This is a genomic window from Spirochaetae bacterium HGW-Spirochaetae-1, from assembly GCA_002839375.1.
GTDB lineage: Bacteria > Spirochaetota > UBA4802 > UBA4802 > UBA5550 > PGXY01.
Map to the genome: position 1 here is coordinate 454741 of PGXY01000001.1, position 15207 is coordinate 469947.

Consider the following 15207-nt stretch of genomic DNA (forward strand, 5'->3'; position numbering starts at 1 on the left):
GCAGGCTCAGGCTCAGAGGGCAATCAATGATTTATTTTTTAGAAACCCGTGGAATGACCACAATATCCACACGGCGGTTCAGGGCCTTGTTTTCCGCCGTGTCATTGGGGACAATGGGATTGAATTCGCCGTAACCAGCCGCGGCGAAACGCGACTTGTCCAGGTTTTTGTTTTTCAGCATATTCCGTAGAACGGCCAGCGCCCTTTCAGTAGACAGATCCCAGTTGTCCCTGAATTTACCCCCCACAATTTTATCCGTATCGGTGTGGCCTTCCACCATGATTCGGTTTTCGGGATAGTTTTCCAGAATTTTTCCTATTTTGTCCAGGGCTTTGAATACTTCGCTTTTCAGTTCCGCTGAACCGGAATCAAAGGAGATGCGGTTGTCGATATTGATAATGAGCTTATCGTGAAACTTTTTCAGGCGTATCTCTCCGTTTTTAATCTCCTGTTCAAGCTGTTTGGCAAGTTCATTCTCCTGTGAAACAAGGCGTTCCAGCTCGTCCTTCTGATCTTTGGTGAGTTTTTTCAGTGATGAAAGCTCCTCATTCAGATTGTCGACGATCCTCTGAAGGCCGGCTATTTTGTCATCGGAGAGTTTTTTAAGCTCAGCCAGTTCCTTCATGTACCGGTCTCTTTCTTCCTGGAGATCTTTACGGGTCTTGGACAGTTCGGACTCGTACCGGTCCTGCTGTTCCTTTAATTTCTGAAGTAGATCCTGTTCCTTGCTGCTGCTGCTCTGTTTAAGGATGGCGATCGTTTTTTCCAGTTCGTCAATGCGTTGTGCCGCCAGGTCGCCGTCTTCTTTGCTCTTATTGCGGCATAGCTCCAGTTCCTTTGTCAGGTTCTCTATCCGTGAATCCAGGTCCTGGATTTTGCTTTTGAGATTCGTTGTTTCATTGCGGTACTGGCGTTTCAGGGCATCCAGTTCGTTCTCTGCCGTGATCTTGTCCTTGAAACAGTATTTCAGTTTCATTTCAAGGGCCACTTTCTCGTTCATGCATTTTTCATTTTCCGACGGTCCAAACATTCCCGCGCCGGCTGGGATGGAGACGGACAGTAACAGGACCGTCGTCGCCAGCAGGCCGGTAAGCGTGTATTGTTTTTTCATGGCTCTTATCTCCACATCATCATATAATATCAATTATTACGCCCGCGTCTTTCAGTTTTTTCTCGGCCTCTTTGAGTTTCAGCTCCGACTCGGCCTGATCCTTCTGCTCACGCGACAGGTATTCTTTCTGATCATTGAAATATTTTTCATAATCGGCCACATTGATCCTGTTTTTGGCATCCTTTTCATTGGCCGGAGCGCCCATGAGCTTATCCTGGTTTGACTTGCCAATTTTAGCCTGTTCATAATATTTCTCGGCCACTTTCATCGAAAGTTCGGCCTCATTGACATCAATTTTATTTTTCAGGTCCTTCTGTTTCGCCTTCATGTATTCCAGTTTCAGTTTTGCCGCCGCCTGGTCTTTCTTGTTCTTTTCAATCTCACCTTTTACTTCTTCCTGCATTTTTGTATCATTCTGGGTTACATAGAGCCTCTGCTTATCAATGAGAAGAGCCTCTTCGGCTTCGAACTGCGAGAGCTCTTTTTTCATAACGGCCAGTTTCAGATCGGTGATTTTAGACGCCTTCTCCAATTCTTCTTTATTATTGGAGATGTCAATGATTTGTTTTTCGATGACCTCGAGCTTTGTCGATTCCTCGCTTGTTTTGTTGTTCAGATATTCATCGCTGATTTTCGGCGGAAGCGATGCGAAACAACCCGTGAAAAACACGAGTATGCCGGTTAAAAATGAATAATACTTTGTCATGGTTTTCTCCTTTAATAATTGAATTAGTGATAGTAATGTACATTTATTTTTGCAGTTAATATAAAAATACAAGGATATATTTTAGTAAACTAACCCTTATTATTTGTTACGTCAAGAACTATCTGTGGGAATATACTCATATTCTTTCCGATAAAACCAATCTTTTTTTATGGTTGACCCTTGGAGCAAAAAAAGCCATAAAAGGAACATGCAGTGCAAAATGAACATCATTGACTTGTACTTCAAAATGCATGTTTTACCAATCCGGAGCAACGGATAGTGATGCCTCTGCGCAACCGGTATTTTATAATGCGCCATGGTGAAAGCGAAGCCAACAGGGCCGGTCTTATCGTGAGTGATCCCCGGGTTGGTGTGGGTGCTTACGGCCTTACCGATGAAGGCAGTAAACAGGTCAAGGCTTCGCTGGAAAAGCACGCATCGGTGCCGGTAACGGTCATTTACACATCGGACTTTGCCAGGGCACGGGAGACCGCGGAGCTGGCAGGGGAATTTTTTAAAGTGGATACATTCGTGGTGACGGATCTGCTCCGCGAGCGTTTTTTTGGCGATTATGACGGTCGGGAAGACCGGTATTATCATTCAGTCTGGGAAATAGACAGCCGTTCGCCCCGGGAATATCCAGCCCATATTGAATCACCCGTCCGCGTGAAAGATAGAATTCTCAGACTTATAAGGGAGATTGAGCACAGGCGTGACGGAGATGTAGTTCTTCTCGTTTCTCACGGTGATACGCTGCAGATACTCATGGCCGTGCTTGCGGGAATCCCTGCCCCGCATCATCGTTCGCTGCCACACCTGGAAAAGGCTGAGATAAGGGAGATCGTTCCCGCTGAATCATTTACCGCGCAGGAGGTATTATGACGGAATCACCGTGGTTTCCCTTTTTCTATCAGTTTATCATAGGCGGAGCGGTTTTCATTCTGGGCATTGCCCTTGCCCTCAGGAAAGGGGCAATCTCAATGTCCGTCAGGAAGGACCGTAGAACGATCTTTCAGCTCATTGTCGGCTACCTGGCCCTGGCAGCATTTTACGCAGTAATGATATTTTCTGCAGGAGTCTGATATGGTTAAGGGTTCACTTATCGATATCGCCGTTATACTGATTTATTTTTTTGCCATATTGCTTTTTGGCTCATGGTTCGGCAGGTACGTCAAGTCGACGAAGGATTTCTTTTTTGGCGGTCAGCGCTTCAGCTGGTGGCTTATCGCCATGAGCTGCATCGCCACGGTCGTGGGATCCTACAGCTTCATCAAGTATTCCGCCGTGGCTTACCAGTACGGATTTTCTTCCACCATGTCGTACCTTAACGACTGGTTTATTGTACCTCTTTTCGTCCTGGGATGGCTTCCCATTATTTACTTTAACCGGATCATTTCCATCCCGGAGTATTTTGAAAAACGTTTCGACAAAAAGACAAGGATTGCCGGTGTCATCATTTTGCTCGTATATCTCATCGGTTATGTGGGGATCAATCTCTATACCATAGGCACGGCCCTGGAGCCCCTCATTGATCCGATCATGCAGGAAAATTTCGGGATGTCCGTGGGTGTTATGGAAATAGCCGTGATCATTTCCATTATTTGCGCTGTATATATGCATGCAGGCGGGCAAACCGCGGTAATCATGACCGATCTTGTTCAGGGATTCATTCTGCTTACGGCGGGCATAATTATTTTTATTCTCGGCATATATCACATCGGCGGGCTGAACAGCTTCTGGCAGTCCCTGGACAGTGCTTTCCGGCTGCCCATGGCCTCCTTCAATACCCCGCCGGAATTCAATCATGTGGGCGTATTCTGGCAGGATGCCTTCGGCAGCACCATAGCCTTTTATTTCATGAACCAGGGAGTCCTCATGCGATTCATGAGCGCCAAGTCTCCCGACGAATCGAAGAAAGCCATTTTAGTCGTGGTCCTGGTCCTCATGCCCCTGGCAGCTTTTGCCGTTTCAGACGCCGGATGGATCGGCAGGTCCATGGTAAACCTGGGCCTCCTCGATAAGAGCGTGAACCCCAATCATATTTTTGTCGCTGTTGCCAGCCGAATAGCCGTGCCGGGCCTTTTCGGGTTTCTTCTGGCCGCCCTCACTGCTGCCCTCATGTCAACCATTGATACGCTTATAAATGCCGTGGCTGCCATCACGGTGAACGACATTGTCCGCGAGGCCGCTCCCGGAAGGGATGACGCCTACTATCTCCGGTGGGCGCGTTTCGTGTCTCTCGTAGCGGCTGCCCTGGGTCTGCTCCTGGTGCCGGTTTACACGCAATTCGATTCCATCTACGTTGCCCATGGCGCCTTTACCGCGGCTATTACGCCGCCCATGATTATTACCATTCTCCTTGGTGCTTTCTGGAAACGTTTTACGACGCCTGCGGCCTTTGCCGTCATGGCGGGAGGAAGTGCACTGATCATCCTGTCCCTGTTTAAACCGGGGGTCATAGCCCCCTTTGATCATGGCGTGGCCCTGAAGGGGTACACGTACATGCGCGCCCTCTACGGCTTTGTCGTGTGCATGGGCCTTGGTATTATCGTGAGCCTTGTCACAAAGCCGAAAAGCGACGGAGCCCTGGCAGGCCTGGTCATCGATTCCATTCGTGATGCAAAAAGGCTTTTCAAGGGGTCAGAGCCCAACGATGGCGAGACTGGAGAGAAAATATTTTGCCGATTAATGACTCATGAACACGACGGGATATCCCTGAACCGGGAATCTATGGATAAACTGAAGGCAAAACCAGGCGATATCCTCTATATCGCCGATGACCGATGGTGGTTCGGCGGCATCCGCTCCGTTCAATGCCGGGCCCTGGAGCACCATGACGGTGATGACGATGTCTGTTATATGAGTGAAAACCTCATTTGCCAGGGAAATTTAACCCCGCAAAGAATGGCGGTGATCGAAAAAGTCATTTGATAAAATTCCCTTTCCCTGCAATCATCCCTGCCGGCCCTCTGTAATTCTTCAATTTCTGATCTGTCAGATTTTGATAGGAAATCCTGCTGGAAATCTGGTATTGAATGTATATGCACAATGCCTATCAACAAAGGGGAAGGGCCAGATCTGTGCCATATAATCATGCAGTAATGAAACCGACAACATGCCTTACAGATACCGGATGTGCTCTAACACAGGCCACCGTGGAGAAGCTCAAGAGGGCCATCAATTTTATCGGGGAGAACTATTCGTCGGATATTTCGCGGGAGGGTTTGGCTGCCCTGGTGGGGATGCACCCCGATTCTCTGAGCCGGTTTTTCAATATCTATACCGAGAAGCGAATCAAGGAATTTATCAATGGATACCGGATACGGGAGGCTGCGGAATTCCTGCGCAGCAGCGATGAAATGATTACGGTAATAGCCCTGAAAGTGGGATTTGAAAGCCTTTCCACATTCAACAGGGCCTTTCTGAAGGAAATGAAAATATCACCCTCGGCATACCGCAACAGCGTGTCCTGCAGAAAAGAGAATAGTGTAAATAAAGAGTAAATCAGCCTGTCAGGAAAGGGGTGTCCCGAAGCGGGTTCATTCCATTTTCTGATGAATCAGAAAATGACCGGAATAAGAATGCAAATATCCGTATCATTACGTTGATTATGAGACTGTCGCAATTTTACCTATTGAAAGGAAATATGGTTGATAAGAGCCGCGATATGTGGATTAATAAAGCATCGCGGGAAAAAAACGGGAAGGTGGAGAAGGAACTATTATGGATGCTACCTATATTCTTACACATGACGTGGGAACCACGGGAAACAAGGCCTGTATTTACCGCATAACCGACTGCATCACTCTAATAGATTCCCATATCGCCGAATATCCGCTTTACACGCTTCCCAACGGGGGAGTTGAGCAGAAAGCCGATGAATGGTGGCATTCCGTATGCGTCGCGACAAAGAGCGTACTCGGAAAGTCGGGCATCAGGGCCGACCAGATCAGCGGCATGGCCTTCTGTGCCCAGATGCAGGGACTGGTCATGGTGGACCGCGAAGGCAAAGCCCTGCGTAATCCCATGAGCTATCTCGATGGGCGTTCGACGGCCCAGATAGATAAACACCTGAATCACGGGCTTGTGAAGATCGACGGCAAGTATAACCTGCGTAAAGGACTCCAGTCTCTCTATGTTACCGGGGGGTTGGCCGCCACGGCTAAGGACCCGCTGTGGAAGTACCACTGGGTCAGAGAAAACGAACCGGAGATTTTTGAAAAAACATATAAGTGGCTCGATGTGAAGGACTATCTCAACATGCGCTGCACCGGCGAGGCCACCATGACGCTCGATTCGGCCCATATAACCTTCATTTATGACACCAGGCCGGGCAAGCTGGGATGGAACAAGGCCCTGTGCCGGCTCTTCAACGTCAACATGGATCACCTTCCCCGTGTCATTGAGGCGACGGACATCGTGGGACATCTCACCGAAAAGGCCGCCCGCGAGATGGGACTTATTAAGGGGATACCCGTTTTCGGCGGCGTGGGCGACGTGGCCGGGATCTCCATCGGGTCCGGATGTCTGGACCTCTACGATACGCATGTATATACGGGAACATCGGGATGGGTTTCATCCAATGTGGACAAGCGGATGGTGGATATAGGCCACTTCATCGCCTCCATCCTGGGTGCAATTCCGGGACGATACAATTACACGGCTGAACAGGAAACCTCGGGCGTGTGCATGCAGTGGTTCCGGGACCACCTTGCCCTTGATGAGATCGGCATCTATCTTGAAAAGCAGCATGTCTGCGACAAGGAATCGGAGTTTGCCAGTCTCTATGACTTTCTCAGCCATGTTATCAAGGAGACTCCTCCCGGGGCCGGTAACGTATTATTCACACCATGGCTCCACGGCAACCGGGCGCCGAAGGAAGATCCCTACGCCAGGGGCATGTTTTTCAACCTGGGGCTTCAGACCGGCAAGCGTCAGCTGGTGCGATCCGTCATCGAGGGTATCGCCTTCCACAAACGCTGGCTCCTCGAGGCCATGGAACTGAAGATACCGAAACAGGAAAGGGTCCGCTTCGTGGGAGGCGGCGCTAAGTCCGATGCCACGTGCCAGATCCTGGCCGATATAACGGGCCGTACCGTAGAGACAATCGCTAACACCCAGAACGCCGGCACCATCGGTGCAACCACGGTATGCGCCGTGGGACTTGGAATATTCAGCAATTTCGAGGAGGCGAAGTGCTACATACCCGTTGATCAGACCTATACACCGCAGAAACAATACCGCGGTCTCTATGATAAAAACTTCGAGATTTTCAAAAAACTCTACAGCAATAACAAGAAGATATTTCGCGAGCTGAACAGTCAGACAATTGAACAACAGAGCGGCACGATTACTCATGCCGATGTGTGATGAAACAGGCCGCCGGTCCGGAGTATAAAAAACAGTTTCGGCCGGGAAAAATTATAGAAAAACAGGAGAAGGGGAAAATGAAGGAACAATCGGGTATAAAGATTTACGGATACCGCTGGGTCATACTTGCGGTGTTTGCGCTCATAACCATACTTATTGAAATTCAGTGGGTAGCCCACGCTTCCATTGCGCGGGAAGCCAGGGTATTTTATAATGTCGAACAGGGCATGATCGACCTACTGGCCGTTGTGTATATGGCGGTCTTCCTGCTTCTCTGTTTTCCGGCTTCGCACATTATTGAAAAGTACGGTATCCGCGTCGGCATCGGTATCGGCGCGGTGCTGACCGGTGTCTTCGGCCTCATGAAAGGCTTTTATGCCGCAGATTATACCATGGTTCTCATCGCCCAGATCGGGCTTGCCGTGGCACAGCCCTTTATTCTGAACGCCACGACGAAGGTGGCCGTGCGCTGGTTTCCCATTAATGAACGGGCCACTGCCGTGGGAGTCGCGACCCTGGCGCAGTTCATAGCTTTTATCATCGTCATGCTGGCCACGCCGCGTCTTATCGCCGGCGAGGGAGGGGAAGTCCTTATCGAGAAAACCATGATGCTCTACGGCATACTCTCGGCCGCTGCAGCGGTCATCACCCTCGTGCTCCTGAAAGAGCGCCCTGCCACACCGCCATCCCATGAAGAAGAGGAAGACCGATTCATGTTCCGCGAGGGAGTACGAAACCTCTTTAAGCAGAAGGACTATGTCAAGACCCTGGCTATTTTTTTCATCGGCCTGGGAATGTTCAATGCCATTGTCAGCCTCATAGACCCCATCAATGAAATGAAGGGTATTTCCATGGTTCAGTCGGGTTATATCATGGCCGCCATGATGGGCTCGGGCATCGTGGGTGCCCTGGTACTGCCCCTGGTATCCGACAAGCTGCGCAAGCGCAAGCCGATCCTTCTTTTCTCCATGCTGCTTATGCTGCCGGGACTCGTGGGTATGACCCTGGCGGGAAGCTATACTGTTATGCTTGTCTTCAGCACAATATTCGGATTCTTTCTCCTGGGAGGGGCTGCACCCGTCGGTTTCCAGTACGCGGCGGAGATCAGCTTTCCCACACCCGAATCCACATCACAGGGATTCATCCTCTGGGCCGGACAGATCTCAGGGATGCTTTTTGTTATTGGTATGGATAGTGTTGGAATTCAGGAATTCATGTATGGTTTCATCGGTCTTTCAGTGATTATCCTGCTGCTGATTCTCGGTATGAAGGAATCACCGATGATTCAGCAGGCCGGCAAGGAATAAAAGCTCCCCGATAGAGTCATCATGCCCCCGGGGACGGTGAAACAATATCTGTCCCCGGGGGAATATCCCTCTTTTCATTCACCTCGCTGCTCCATTTCTGATCATGACGTTGTTTTATTTATTAATGAAAATTCATTTACCGATAATTTCTAAAATAGAAACATTTTCTATATTAGGGTGGCGAAGTAAATTAAGCCATAAATAAAAAAAATGTTTAAAATAGACCACAATGGGTGTATGCTGAAGGATATGGGATTGGCGATTCAAATTAAGTTCTTGCAAATTATTGTATGGTTGTCTATAGTCGCGGAAAGTGAGCATTGACTCAGCATTGATGAAAAAAGTTACTGTGATTGATTCATATCATTTCTTTATGGGGGAGGTATTACTGTAATGGGCCGAATATTCGATTACTTTTTAAATAAATACCACGATGCGGATTACCTGCTACAGCAAAAAGCCAGAATACTTCTGGTCCTCACCTTCGTGGGCATGATGGTCCTTTTTTTCCTGTTGCTTATTAATATCCTGGGAGGACGTATTGACTGGGGGTTCACGCTTCCTATCATTGGGGGAATTCCCCTGTTGCTTCTGGTTATTATGATGCTGCGCCGCGGTTTTTATGTAATAGCCTCGCATTCTTTTCTTGTTTTGATGATGATGACCCTGTGGGCCTCTATCTTTTTTGAACCCAGTAGTGACCCCATTCAGATACTGGATTCCATCGTCTTTATCCCGGCCCTTCTGACTGTTGTCCCCCTTCTTGTGCTCCGGGAAAGAATTACTATGGTATTTTACATGGTGGCCAACACCGCTATGCTGGTATATTTTGCTTTTTTCATCAAGGCCAAACTGAATCTCCAGAATTTTGATGAAGTTGAATACATCGGGGACAACACGGCGGCTTTTGTGATCATCACTTTCGCGGCCTATTTTATATTCATTATCAATAAACGGGCCGTGGACAAAAATGCCGCTCTTCTGATTGAGCAGAAAGAAAGGAGCACCAAAATCAACGACATACTCGATACGGTCGATATCGTTTCCAAACGGCTCAGTGCCACCGTGGACGATATGGGAAAAGGCGTGCAGGTCTTTACGGATAATTCACAGACCCAGGCCTCTTCCCTGGAGGAGATCACGGCCACCATGGAGGAGATCACCTCCAACACGGACAATATATTTGACCTGTCGGTTGAACAGAGTAACAATCTGAAGGATGTGCTGGACAAGCTGGGAAACCTTCTCGAGTCCGTGTCCAAGACGCAGCAGGAGATACAGAGCATCCTGGGCCTCCGCGATACCCTGAATCTTGAAACTGAAACCAGTAAGAAAAGCATGACTACCATTATGCAGAACGTAAGCCTTATGACCCATGAATTCAAGGATATTGAGGGAGTCGTTTCTCTTATTGACGATATATCGGACCAGATCAACCTCCTTTCGCTCAACGCGGCTATCGAGGCCGCCCGGGCCGGCGAGGCTGGGAGGGGATTTGCCGTGGTCGCCGATGAAATATCCAAGCTGGCCGACCAGACCGCGTCAAATGTAAAAACGATAAATATTTCCATACAGAAAAACGTAGGGTCCCTGTCGAGTTCATACAAGGGACTACAGGCCTTTGAAAAAGTATTGGAAAACATGATCTCCTTCATCATGCAGCTCGGCTCATCTATCGATATGATAAATTCCCTGGCCCGCCAGGACTTGGATCTGAACCGTGAGATAAAAGATTACACACAGGAAGTGATCACCATAGCCAATACCATCAATCAGGGCATGAATGAGCAGAAGATAGCCATCAATGAGGTGCTGGTGAGCATAACCACGGTGAACCAGGCCACCCAGGAGTTCGCCGCCGGCTCCAAACAGCTGGGCTCGGCATCGGACGAGGTGGATGAAACGACAAAAGAACTGAAGGTGGTGCTCATCAGGCGCGATGAATTCGCCGATAATGACGGCGAAAATGAAGTATAAATGACGGTGCGTACAGTGACAGTGGATTATGCCGACGATTCGGTAAAGACCGCCTTTTTCGATCTCGACGACACGCTCACGGACATCGATACGGACTGGCTCTGGACGCGCTGGCGACTTCTGAAGGGTCCTGGCGGCTGGCGGGAGTTTTTATTTTTTCTGCGCATAACACGCCTCTACAAACAGGGAAGGCTCACGGTGGACCGGTACATGGCCTATCACCTTCTGAGAATTAAAATACTGAACCCGTTTGAATACCGCAGTCTGGCGGAACGCTTTTTTCTTGAATCGGGGAGGCATCACATCTTCGCCCGGGCAGCCGAACTCGTGGCATGGTACAAAGACCACAATATCCCCGTAGTTCTTATTACGGCCCAGAACGATATCCTGGCCGAACCCTTCGCCCGGCTCCTGGGCTTTCATGACATGATTGCCAACCGGTTTATTGAGGAAGGGGACGTCTTTACCGGTGTGGTAACGCCCTACAATTTCCAGGAGGGCAAGGTCCACTGGGCGGAAAAATATCTCACGGAAAAAGGCATATCCTTCAGCGACTGCGCCTTCTACTCCGACAGCATTCACGACGCGCCGCTTCTCTCGCGGGTGGCCTTTCCCGTGGCCGTCAATCCCGACAAACGGCTCACGTCCCTGGCCCATGAAAAGGGCTGGCGGGCGGTTAATTTTAAGGGGGAGATGTTTTTCGGATAATCGGTTAATGAGTACGGACAGGTCGCGACCTGTCCGTACTCATCACTTCACCTGTCCCTATATGTTACCAAACATTACTTTCCAGATATTCATGAATCGCCTTCGCGGCCTTCCTTCCCGCGCCCATGGCCTCGATAACCGTGGCTGCTCCTGAAACAATATCACCTCCGGCGAAGACGCCGCGCTTACTGGTCTTCATGGTTTCCCCGTCGGCGATGATGTTGCCCCACTTGCTGGTTCCCAGGTCAGGTGTGGTTTTCTGAATAATGGGGTTCGGGTCGTTGCCGATGGCCACGACGGCTACGTCGATTTCCGTGACAGTGAGTGCCCCGGGGACCGGTACGGGTCTGCGTCGTCCCGAATCGTCGGGAGCTCCCAGTTCCATGCGCTGGCATTCCATGGCTGTAAGCCGTCCCTGGTCATTGCCGATAAATTTTACGGGATTGTGCAGGAGCATGAAGTTGATACCTTCCTCTTCAGCGTGATGGATCTCCTCCTCGCGGGCAGGCATCTCCGTGCGGGAGCGGCGGTACACCAGGTATACATTGTCGGCGCCCAGGCGCAGGGCCGTGCGGGCTGAGTCCATGGCCACATTGCCGCCGCCGAAGACCGCCACGTTTTTCCCTTTTATGACCGGTGTATCATATTTCGGAAACATATAGGCCTTCATGAGATTTATGCGCGTCAGGTATTCATTGGCGGAGTAGACGCCCTGGAGATTTTCTCCCGGGACGTTGAGAAACTTGGGAAGACCGGCACCGGTGCCGATGAAGACCGCCCCGTAACCCTGGTCGAAAAGATCATTGACCGTTTCGGCTATGCCGATGACACGGTTGACCGAAAGGCGTACACCCCTTTTCTGTAATGCTTCGATTTCGTACTGCACGATGGCCTTGGGAAGCCTGAACTCCGGGATACCGTAAACCAGCACGCCGCCGGGATTATGCAGCGCCTCAAAGATGGTAACCTCGTATCCCATTCCGGCGAGATCCCCGGCAGCCGTGAGCCCGGCCGGACCGGAACCGATAACGGCTATTTTTTTCCCGTTTGACGGAGTCGGCTTTGGAGGTTCCGCCCGCTGCACGTCACGTTCGTAATCGGCCACGAAGCGTTCCAGTTTACCGATGGCCACGGGCTCGGATTTTTTCGCCAGGATACAGCGCTCTTCACACTGTGTTTCCTGGGGGCACACACGGCCGCATACAGCCGGGAGTGAATTGGTTTCCTTTATAGCTTTCAGAGAACCTGTGTAGTCCTTCTCCGATATTTTCTGTATGAATGCGGGAATGTTCACGCCGACAGGGCATCCCTCGACACATGCGGGCTTTTTGCACTGCAGGCAGCGCGACGCTTCCAGCAGGGCCGTCTCCTCGGGGTAGCCCAGGGGCACCTCATTGAAATTGTTTCTCCGCACCTGCGGTTTCTGTTCCGGCATTTTCTGCCGCGGTATTTTATTTGCCATGACTTCTTACTCCTTCAAGACGGCATGTATGCCGGTGATCCATGCTCTGCGTTTCTTCGCTCCGGTATGTCTTCAGGCGCGACGTGAGGGAGGCGAAATCGACCAGGTGTCCGTCGAATTCCGGCCCGTCAACGCAGGTGAAGCGTGTTTTACCGTCCACGGTAACGCGGCACCCGCCGCACATACCCGTGCCGTCGATCATTATGGAATTGAGGCTCACCAGCGTCTTAATGTTATGCGGTCTGGTCATGTCGCTCACGGCTCTCATCATGGGTACGGGGCCGACGGCTACAACCATATCAATCTTTTCCCGGGCGATTATTTCATTTAAAATGTCCGTCACCAGGGCCTTTCGGCCATGGCTGCCATCGTCGGTGCACACGATGAGTTCATCGCTTATTGTTCTTAGTTCTTTTTCAAGGATAAGGAGGCCCTTTGTGCGGGCGCCGGTTATGGTGATGAGACGGTTGCCCGCCTGTTTCAGGGCCGAGGAAATGGGATATACGGGAGCGATGCCGATGCCGCCGCCGATGCAGACGGTTGTTCCGTATTTCTGTATATCCGTGGGATGGCCCAGGGGGCCCGTTATATCCAGGATCGCTTCACCGGCTTTCATGGCGGCAAGCTTTGTCGTGGTAGTTCCCACGATCTGGTAATATAGTGTTACAGTGCCTTTATCCTTGTCGGCATCGGCGATGGTGAGGGGAATGCGTTCACCATACTCGTCAATGCGCAGGATTAAGAACTGGCCTGCCTTTCTATATTGTGCAACATAGGGGGCTTCAACGACCATTTTACCGATGGTGGGTTCGAGAAGTTCATTGGAGTGAATCGGGTGCATTTTTTATCCTCCCGGCGCTTTTGCCACATTATGAAAATCGCCGGGAAAATTTCAAGAACATATTTTCGCGAATTATTAATGCAACCGGAGCTGTATTGATTATTCAGCGGGAACTGACTCTCGCTTGCCGGTGGAATGCTTATGGCAATGAAATCAAACAGGGACCGGTAATGAATCGTTTTCATCGTCTTCGATGTTCATGACCGTTGCCTGCAGTTCCCGCGAACTGTCGTTGAGGGCATCGGCCGTGGAGGATAGTTCCTCTGACATGGACGCGTTCTGCTGGGTCACTTCATTGAGCTGGTCCATGCCCGCCGTTATCTGGTTGATTCCCTCGTTCTGCTGCTCGGTGTAGACCGTGATTTCCTTCACGAGGTCTGCCGTTTTCCTGATGCTCTCGATGATTTCATTGTTCAGGGAACCGGCCCGGTCGGCAACGGTAATTGAACCGGCCGAGAGTTCATTGATTGCCTGTGCGGCCGTCTGGCTCCGTTCGGCTAGTTTGCGGACTTCTGCGGCAACCACGGCGAAACCTTTGCCATGTTCGCCGGCCCTGGCAGCTTCTATTGAAGCGTTAAGCGAAAGAAGGTTTGTCTGATAGGCTATATCTTCGATGACTTTTATTTTTCTGGATATCTCGCGTATCGCCTCCAGGGCCTCGTTAACAGCCACGCCTCCCTGGTCGGCCTTCTTCGCAGCTTCTATGGCTATGCTGCTCGTGAGCTTTGAATTTTCCGTATTCTGGTGAAGGGTGGCGGCGATTTCTTCAAGTGAAGAAGCGATTTCCTGGACACTGGCAGCCTGGATATTAGCACCGCGGGCTACCTCTGCTGCAGTGGCAGTTATCTCCGTAGATGCGGTGAAGAGCTGCCGCGATGAGTCCTGGACTGTACCGAAAATATTTTTAAGCTGTGTATATGATTTCTTGTTTTTCGCCAGGGCCGACTCAGAACGTGCCAGGGCCGATTCGTTGACATAGGATATGAGGAAAGTCAGGACGAAGATAACAACGAATGCAATGGTATTGTCAGTTATATAATCTTCAAGGTCGAAGCCGGAAATCTTCATCTCATCGATTACGACAAATTTAACGAAGGTGAAAAACAGCAGGATATTGATTATGTTATATACAAGAACTATGCGGCGCGGCAGGAGCAGGGGAATCATGACCATTATAGCGGCTATAAAAATTATTGTGTCAAGGCGGGCCAGGGTCGATTCACCGGAGACGCCCACCATGGTTGACCAGGCCGCCGCGTAAGCGAGGGTAAAGGTGATATTGGCGCAGATAAGATAATATCCTGCGCGGAACAGAAACAAAGTAAAGATAATGGCTGATAGCGGTATGAACTGTGAAAAGAAAATAACGGGATCAATGGCGCCATCGGCAAAGAGAAATCCCGTAAGCAGCATGATTGACATTGTGAGGACCAGCAGGATTATTATAAAAAACAGAATGCGTGCTCTCATCAGGGGAATAAACCCCAGTCCAGAATATTTCTGAAGAAAAGAATCCATCAGCTTTTTCATAATACCCTCCGGTATAAGCAGCGTATCTGAAGCATATCACGGGAGGAGGGCTGTGTCAAATAAAAGGAAATGAAAATTGTATGTTTTACGGGGAATTATAATGAATCCGTTACGGAGGGGCCGTCTCAGAACAAAATTCTGGACGGCCTTTTTGTTATGTTGTTTTATCAACAAAAATAGATGATATATTTCCCC

Annotated in this window: 13 protein-coding genes; 8 read left to right on the forward strand and 5 right to left on the reverse strand. The window is 49.9% G+C overall.

The genetic code is table 11. The annotated features are described in order from the left end of the window. Positions 1-31 precede the first annotated feature (31 nt). Both CVV44_01965 and CVV44_01970 read right to left on the reverse strand, forming a co-directional pair. A complete protein-coding gene (locus CVV44_01965; GenBank protein PKL41424.1) occupies positions 32-1144 on the reverse strand; it encodes an endoflagellar motor protein in 1113 nt (370 codons plus the stop codon). Beyond that, positions 1131-1817 (reverse strand): hypothetical protein, encoded by a 687-nt coding sequence (locus tag CVV44_01970; protein PKL41425.1) that lies wholly within the window; start codon positions 1815-1817, stop codon positions 1131-1133. The genes CVV44_01965 and CVV44_01970 overlap by 14 nt, the downstream gene beginning before the upstream one ends. Before the next feature lie 282 nt (positions 1818-2099). Between CVV44_01970 and CVV44_01975 the strand changes: the two genes are divergently transcribed. The 8 genes from CVV44_01975 (at position 2100) to CVV44_02010 (ending at position 11179) form a co-directional block, all read left to right on the forward strand. Continuing rightward, positions 2100-2699 carry a histidine phosphatase family protein gene (locus CVV44_01975; GenBank protein PKL41426.1) on the forward strand — a complete coding sequence of 200 codons (600 nt, stop codon included), beginning with the start codon at positions 2100-2102 and terminating at the stop codon, positions 2697-2699. Then, positions 2696-2899: a hypothetical protein gene (locus CVV44_01980; GenBank protein ID PKL41427.1), complete on the forward strand. Its 204-nt coding sequence runs from the start codon at positions 2696-2698 to the stop codon at positions 2897-2899. Before CVV44_01975 ends, CVV44_01980 begins: the two co-directional genes overlap by 4 nt. A 1-nt stretch (position 2900) precedes the next feature. Next, a complete protein-coding gene (locus tag CVV44_01985) occupies positions 2901-4748 on the forward strand; it encodes a sodium:proline symporter (GenBank protein PKL41428.1) in 1848 nt (615 codons plus the stop codon). Between the two features lie 104 nt (positions 4749-4852). Then, positions 4853-5320 (forward strand): hypothetical protein, encoded by a 468-nt coding sequence (locus CVV44_01990; protein ID PKL41429.1) that lies wholly within the window; start codon positions 4853-4855, stop codon positions 5318-5320. A gap of 220 nt (positions 5321-5540) precedes the next feature. Further along, positions 5541-7187 (forward strand): carbohydrate kinase, encoded by a 1647-nt coding sequence (locus tag CVV44_01995; protein PKL41430.1) that lies wholly within the window; start codon positions 5541-5543, stop codon positions 7185-7187. Between the two features lie 77 nt (positions 7188-7264). Continuing rightward, a complete protein-coding gene (locus tag CVV44_02000; protein PKL41449.1) occupies positions 7265-8494 on the forward strand; it encodes an MFS transporter in 1230 nt (409 codons plus the stop codon). A 393-nt stretch (positions 8495-8887) separates the two neighbouring features. Next, complete coding sequence (locus CVV44_02005; GenBank protein PKL41431.1) at positions 8888-10471, forward strand: hypothetical protein; 1584 nt, start codon at positions 8888-8890, stop codon at positions 10469-10471. Next, complete coding sequence (locus CVV44_02010; protein PKL41432.1) at positions 10472-11179, forward strand: HAD-IB family hydrolase; 708 nt, start codon at positions 10472-10474, stop codon at positions 11177-11179. Positions 11180-11243: 64 nt separating this feature from the next. Here the strand turns inward: CVV44_02010 and gltA are convergent, their stop codons facing one another. The 3 genes from gltA to CVV44_02025 all read right to left on the reverse strand — a co-directional run bounded on the left by gltA (position 11244) and on the right by CVV44_02025 (position 15012). Beyond that, entirely contained in the window at positions 11244-12641 is a 1398-nt protein-coding gene (gltA, locus tag CVV44_02015; protein PKL41433.1) for a glutamate synthase (NADPH), homotetrameric, read from the reverse strand. After that, the gene (locus tag CVV44_02020) at positions 12631-13482 is read right to left on the reverse strand and encodes a ferredoxin-NADP reductase (protein PKL41434.1); all 852 of its coding nucleotides are present in this window, start codon (positions 13480-13482) and stop codon (positions 12631-12633) included. Before CVV44_02020 ends, gltA begins: the two co-directional genes overlap by 11 nt. 153 nt (positions 13483-13635) lie before the next feature. After that, positions 13636-15012: a hypothetical protein gene (locus CVV44_02025; GenBank protein PKL41435.1), complete on the reverse strand. Its 1377-nt coding sequence runs from the start codon at positions 15010-15012 to the stop codon at positions 13636-13638. Positions 15013-15207 lie beyond the last annotated feature (195 nt).

Coding starts and splice junctions, on each gene's coding strand:
- CVV44_01970 (PKL41425.1), bottom strand. CDS start 1,817: ATGACAAAGTATTATTCATTTTTAACCGGCATACTCGTGTTTTTCACG.
- CVV44_01975 (PKL41426.1), top strand. CDS start 2,100: ATGCCTCTGCGCAACCGGTATTTTATAATGCGCCATGGTGAAAGCGAA.
- CVV44_01980 (PKL41427.1), top strand. CDS start 2,696: ATGACGGAATCACCGTGGTTTCCCTTTTTCTATCAGTTTATCATAGGC.
- CVV44_01985 (PKL41428.1), top strand. CDS start 2,901: ATGGTTAAGGGTTCACTTATCGATATCGCCGTTATACTGATTTATTTT.
- CVV44_01990 (PKL41429.1), top strand. CDS start 4,853: ATGTATATGCACAATGCCTATCAACAAAGGGGAAGGGCCAGATCTGTG.
- CVV44_01995 (PKL41430.1), top strand. CDS start 5,541: ATGGATGCTACCTATATTCTTACACATGACGTGGGAACCACGGGAAAC.
- CVV44_02000 (PKL41449.1), top strand. CDS start 7,265: ATGAAGGAACAATCGGGTATAAAGATTTACGGATACCGCTGGGTCATA.
- CVV44_02005 (PKL41431.1), top strand. CDS start 8,888: ATGGGCCGAATATTCGATTACTTTTTAAATAAATACCACGATGCGGAT.
- CVV44_02010 (PKL41432.1), top strand. CDS start 10,472: ATGACGGTGCGTACAGTGACAGTGGATTATGCCGACGATTCGGTAAAG.
- gltA (PKL41433.1), bottom strand. CDS start 12,641: ATGGCAAATAAAATACCGCGGCAGAAAATGCCGGAACAGAAACCGCAG.
- CVV44_02020 (PKL41434.1), bottom strand. CDS start 13,482: ATGCACCCGATTCACTCCAATGAACTTCTCGAACCCACCATCGGTAAA.
- CVV44_02025 (PKL41435.1), bottom strand. CDS start 15,012: ATGAAAAAGCTGATGGATTCTTTTCTTCAGAAATATTCTGGACTGGGG.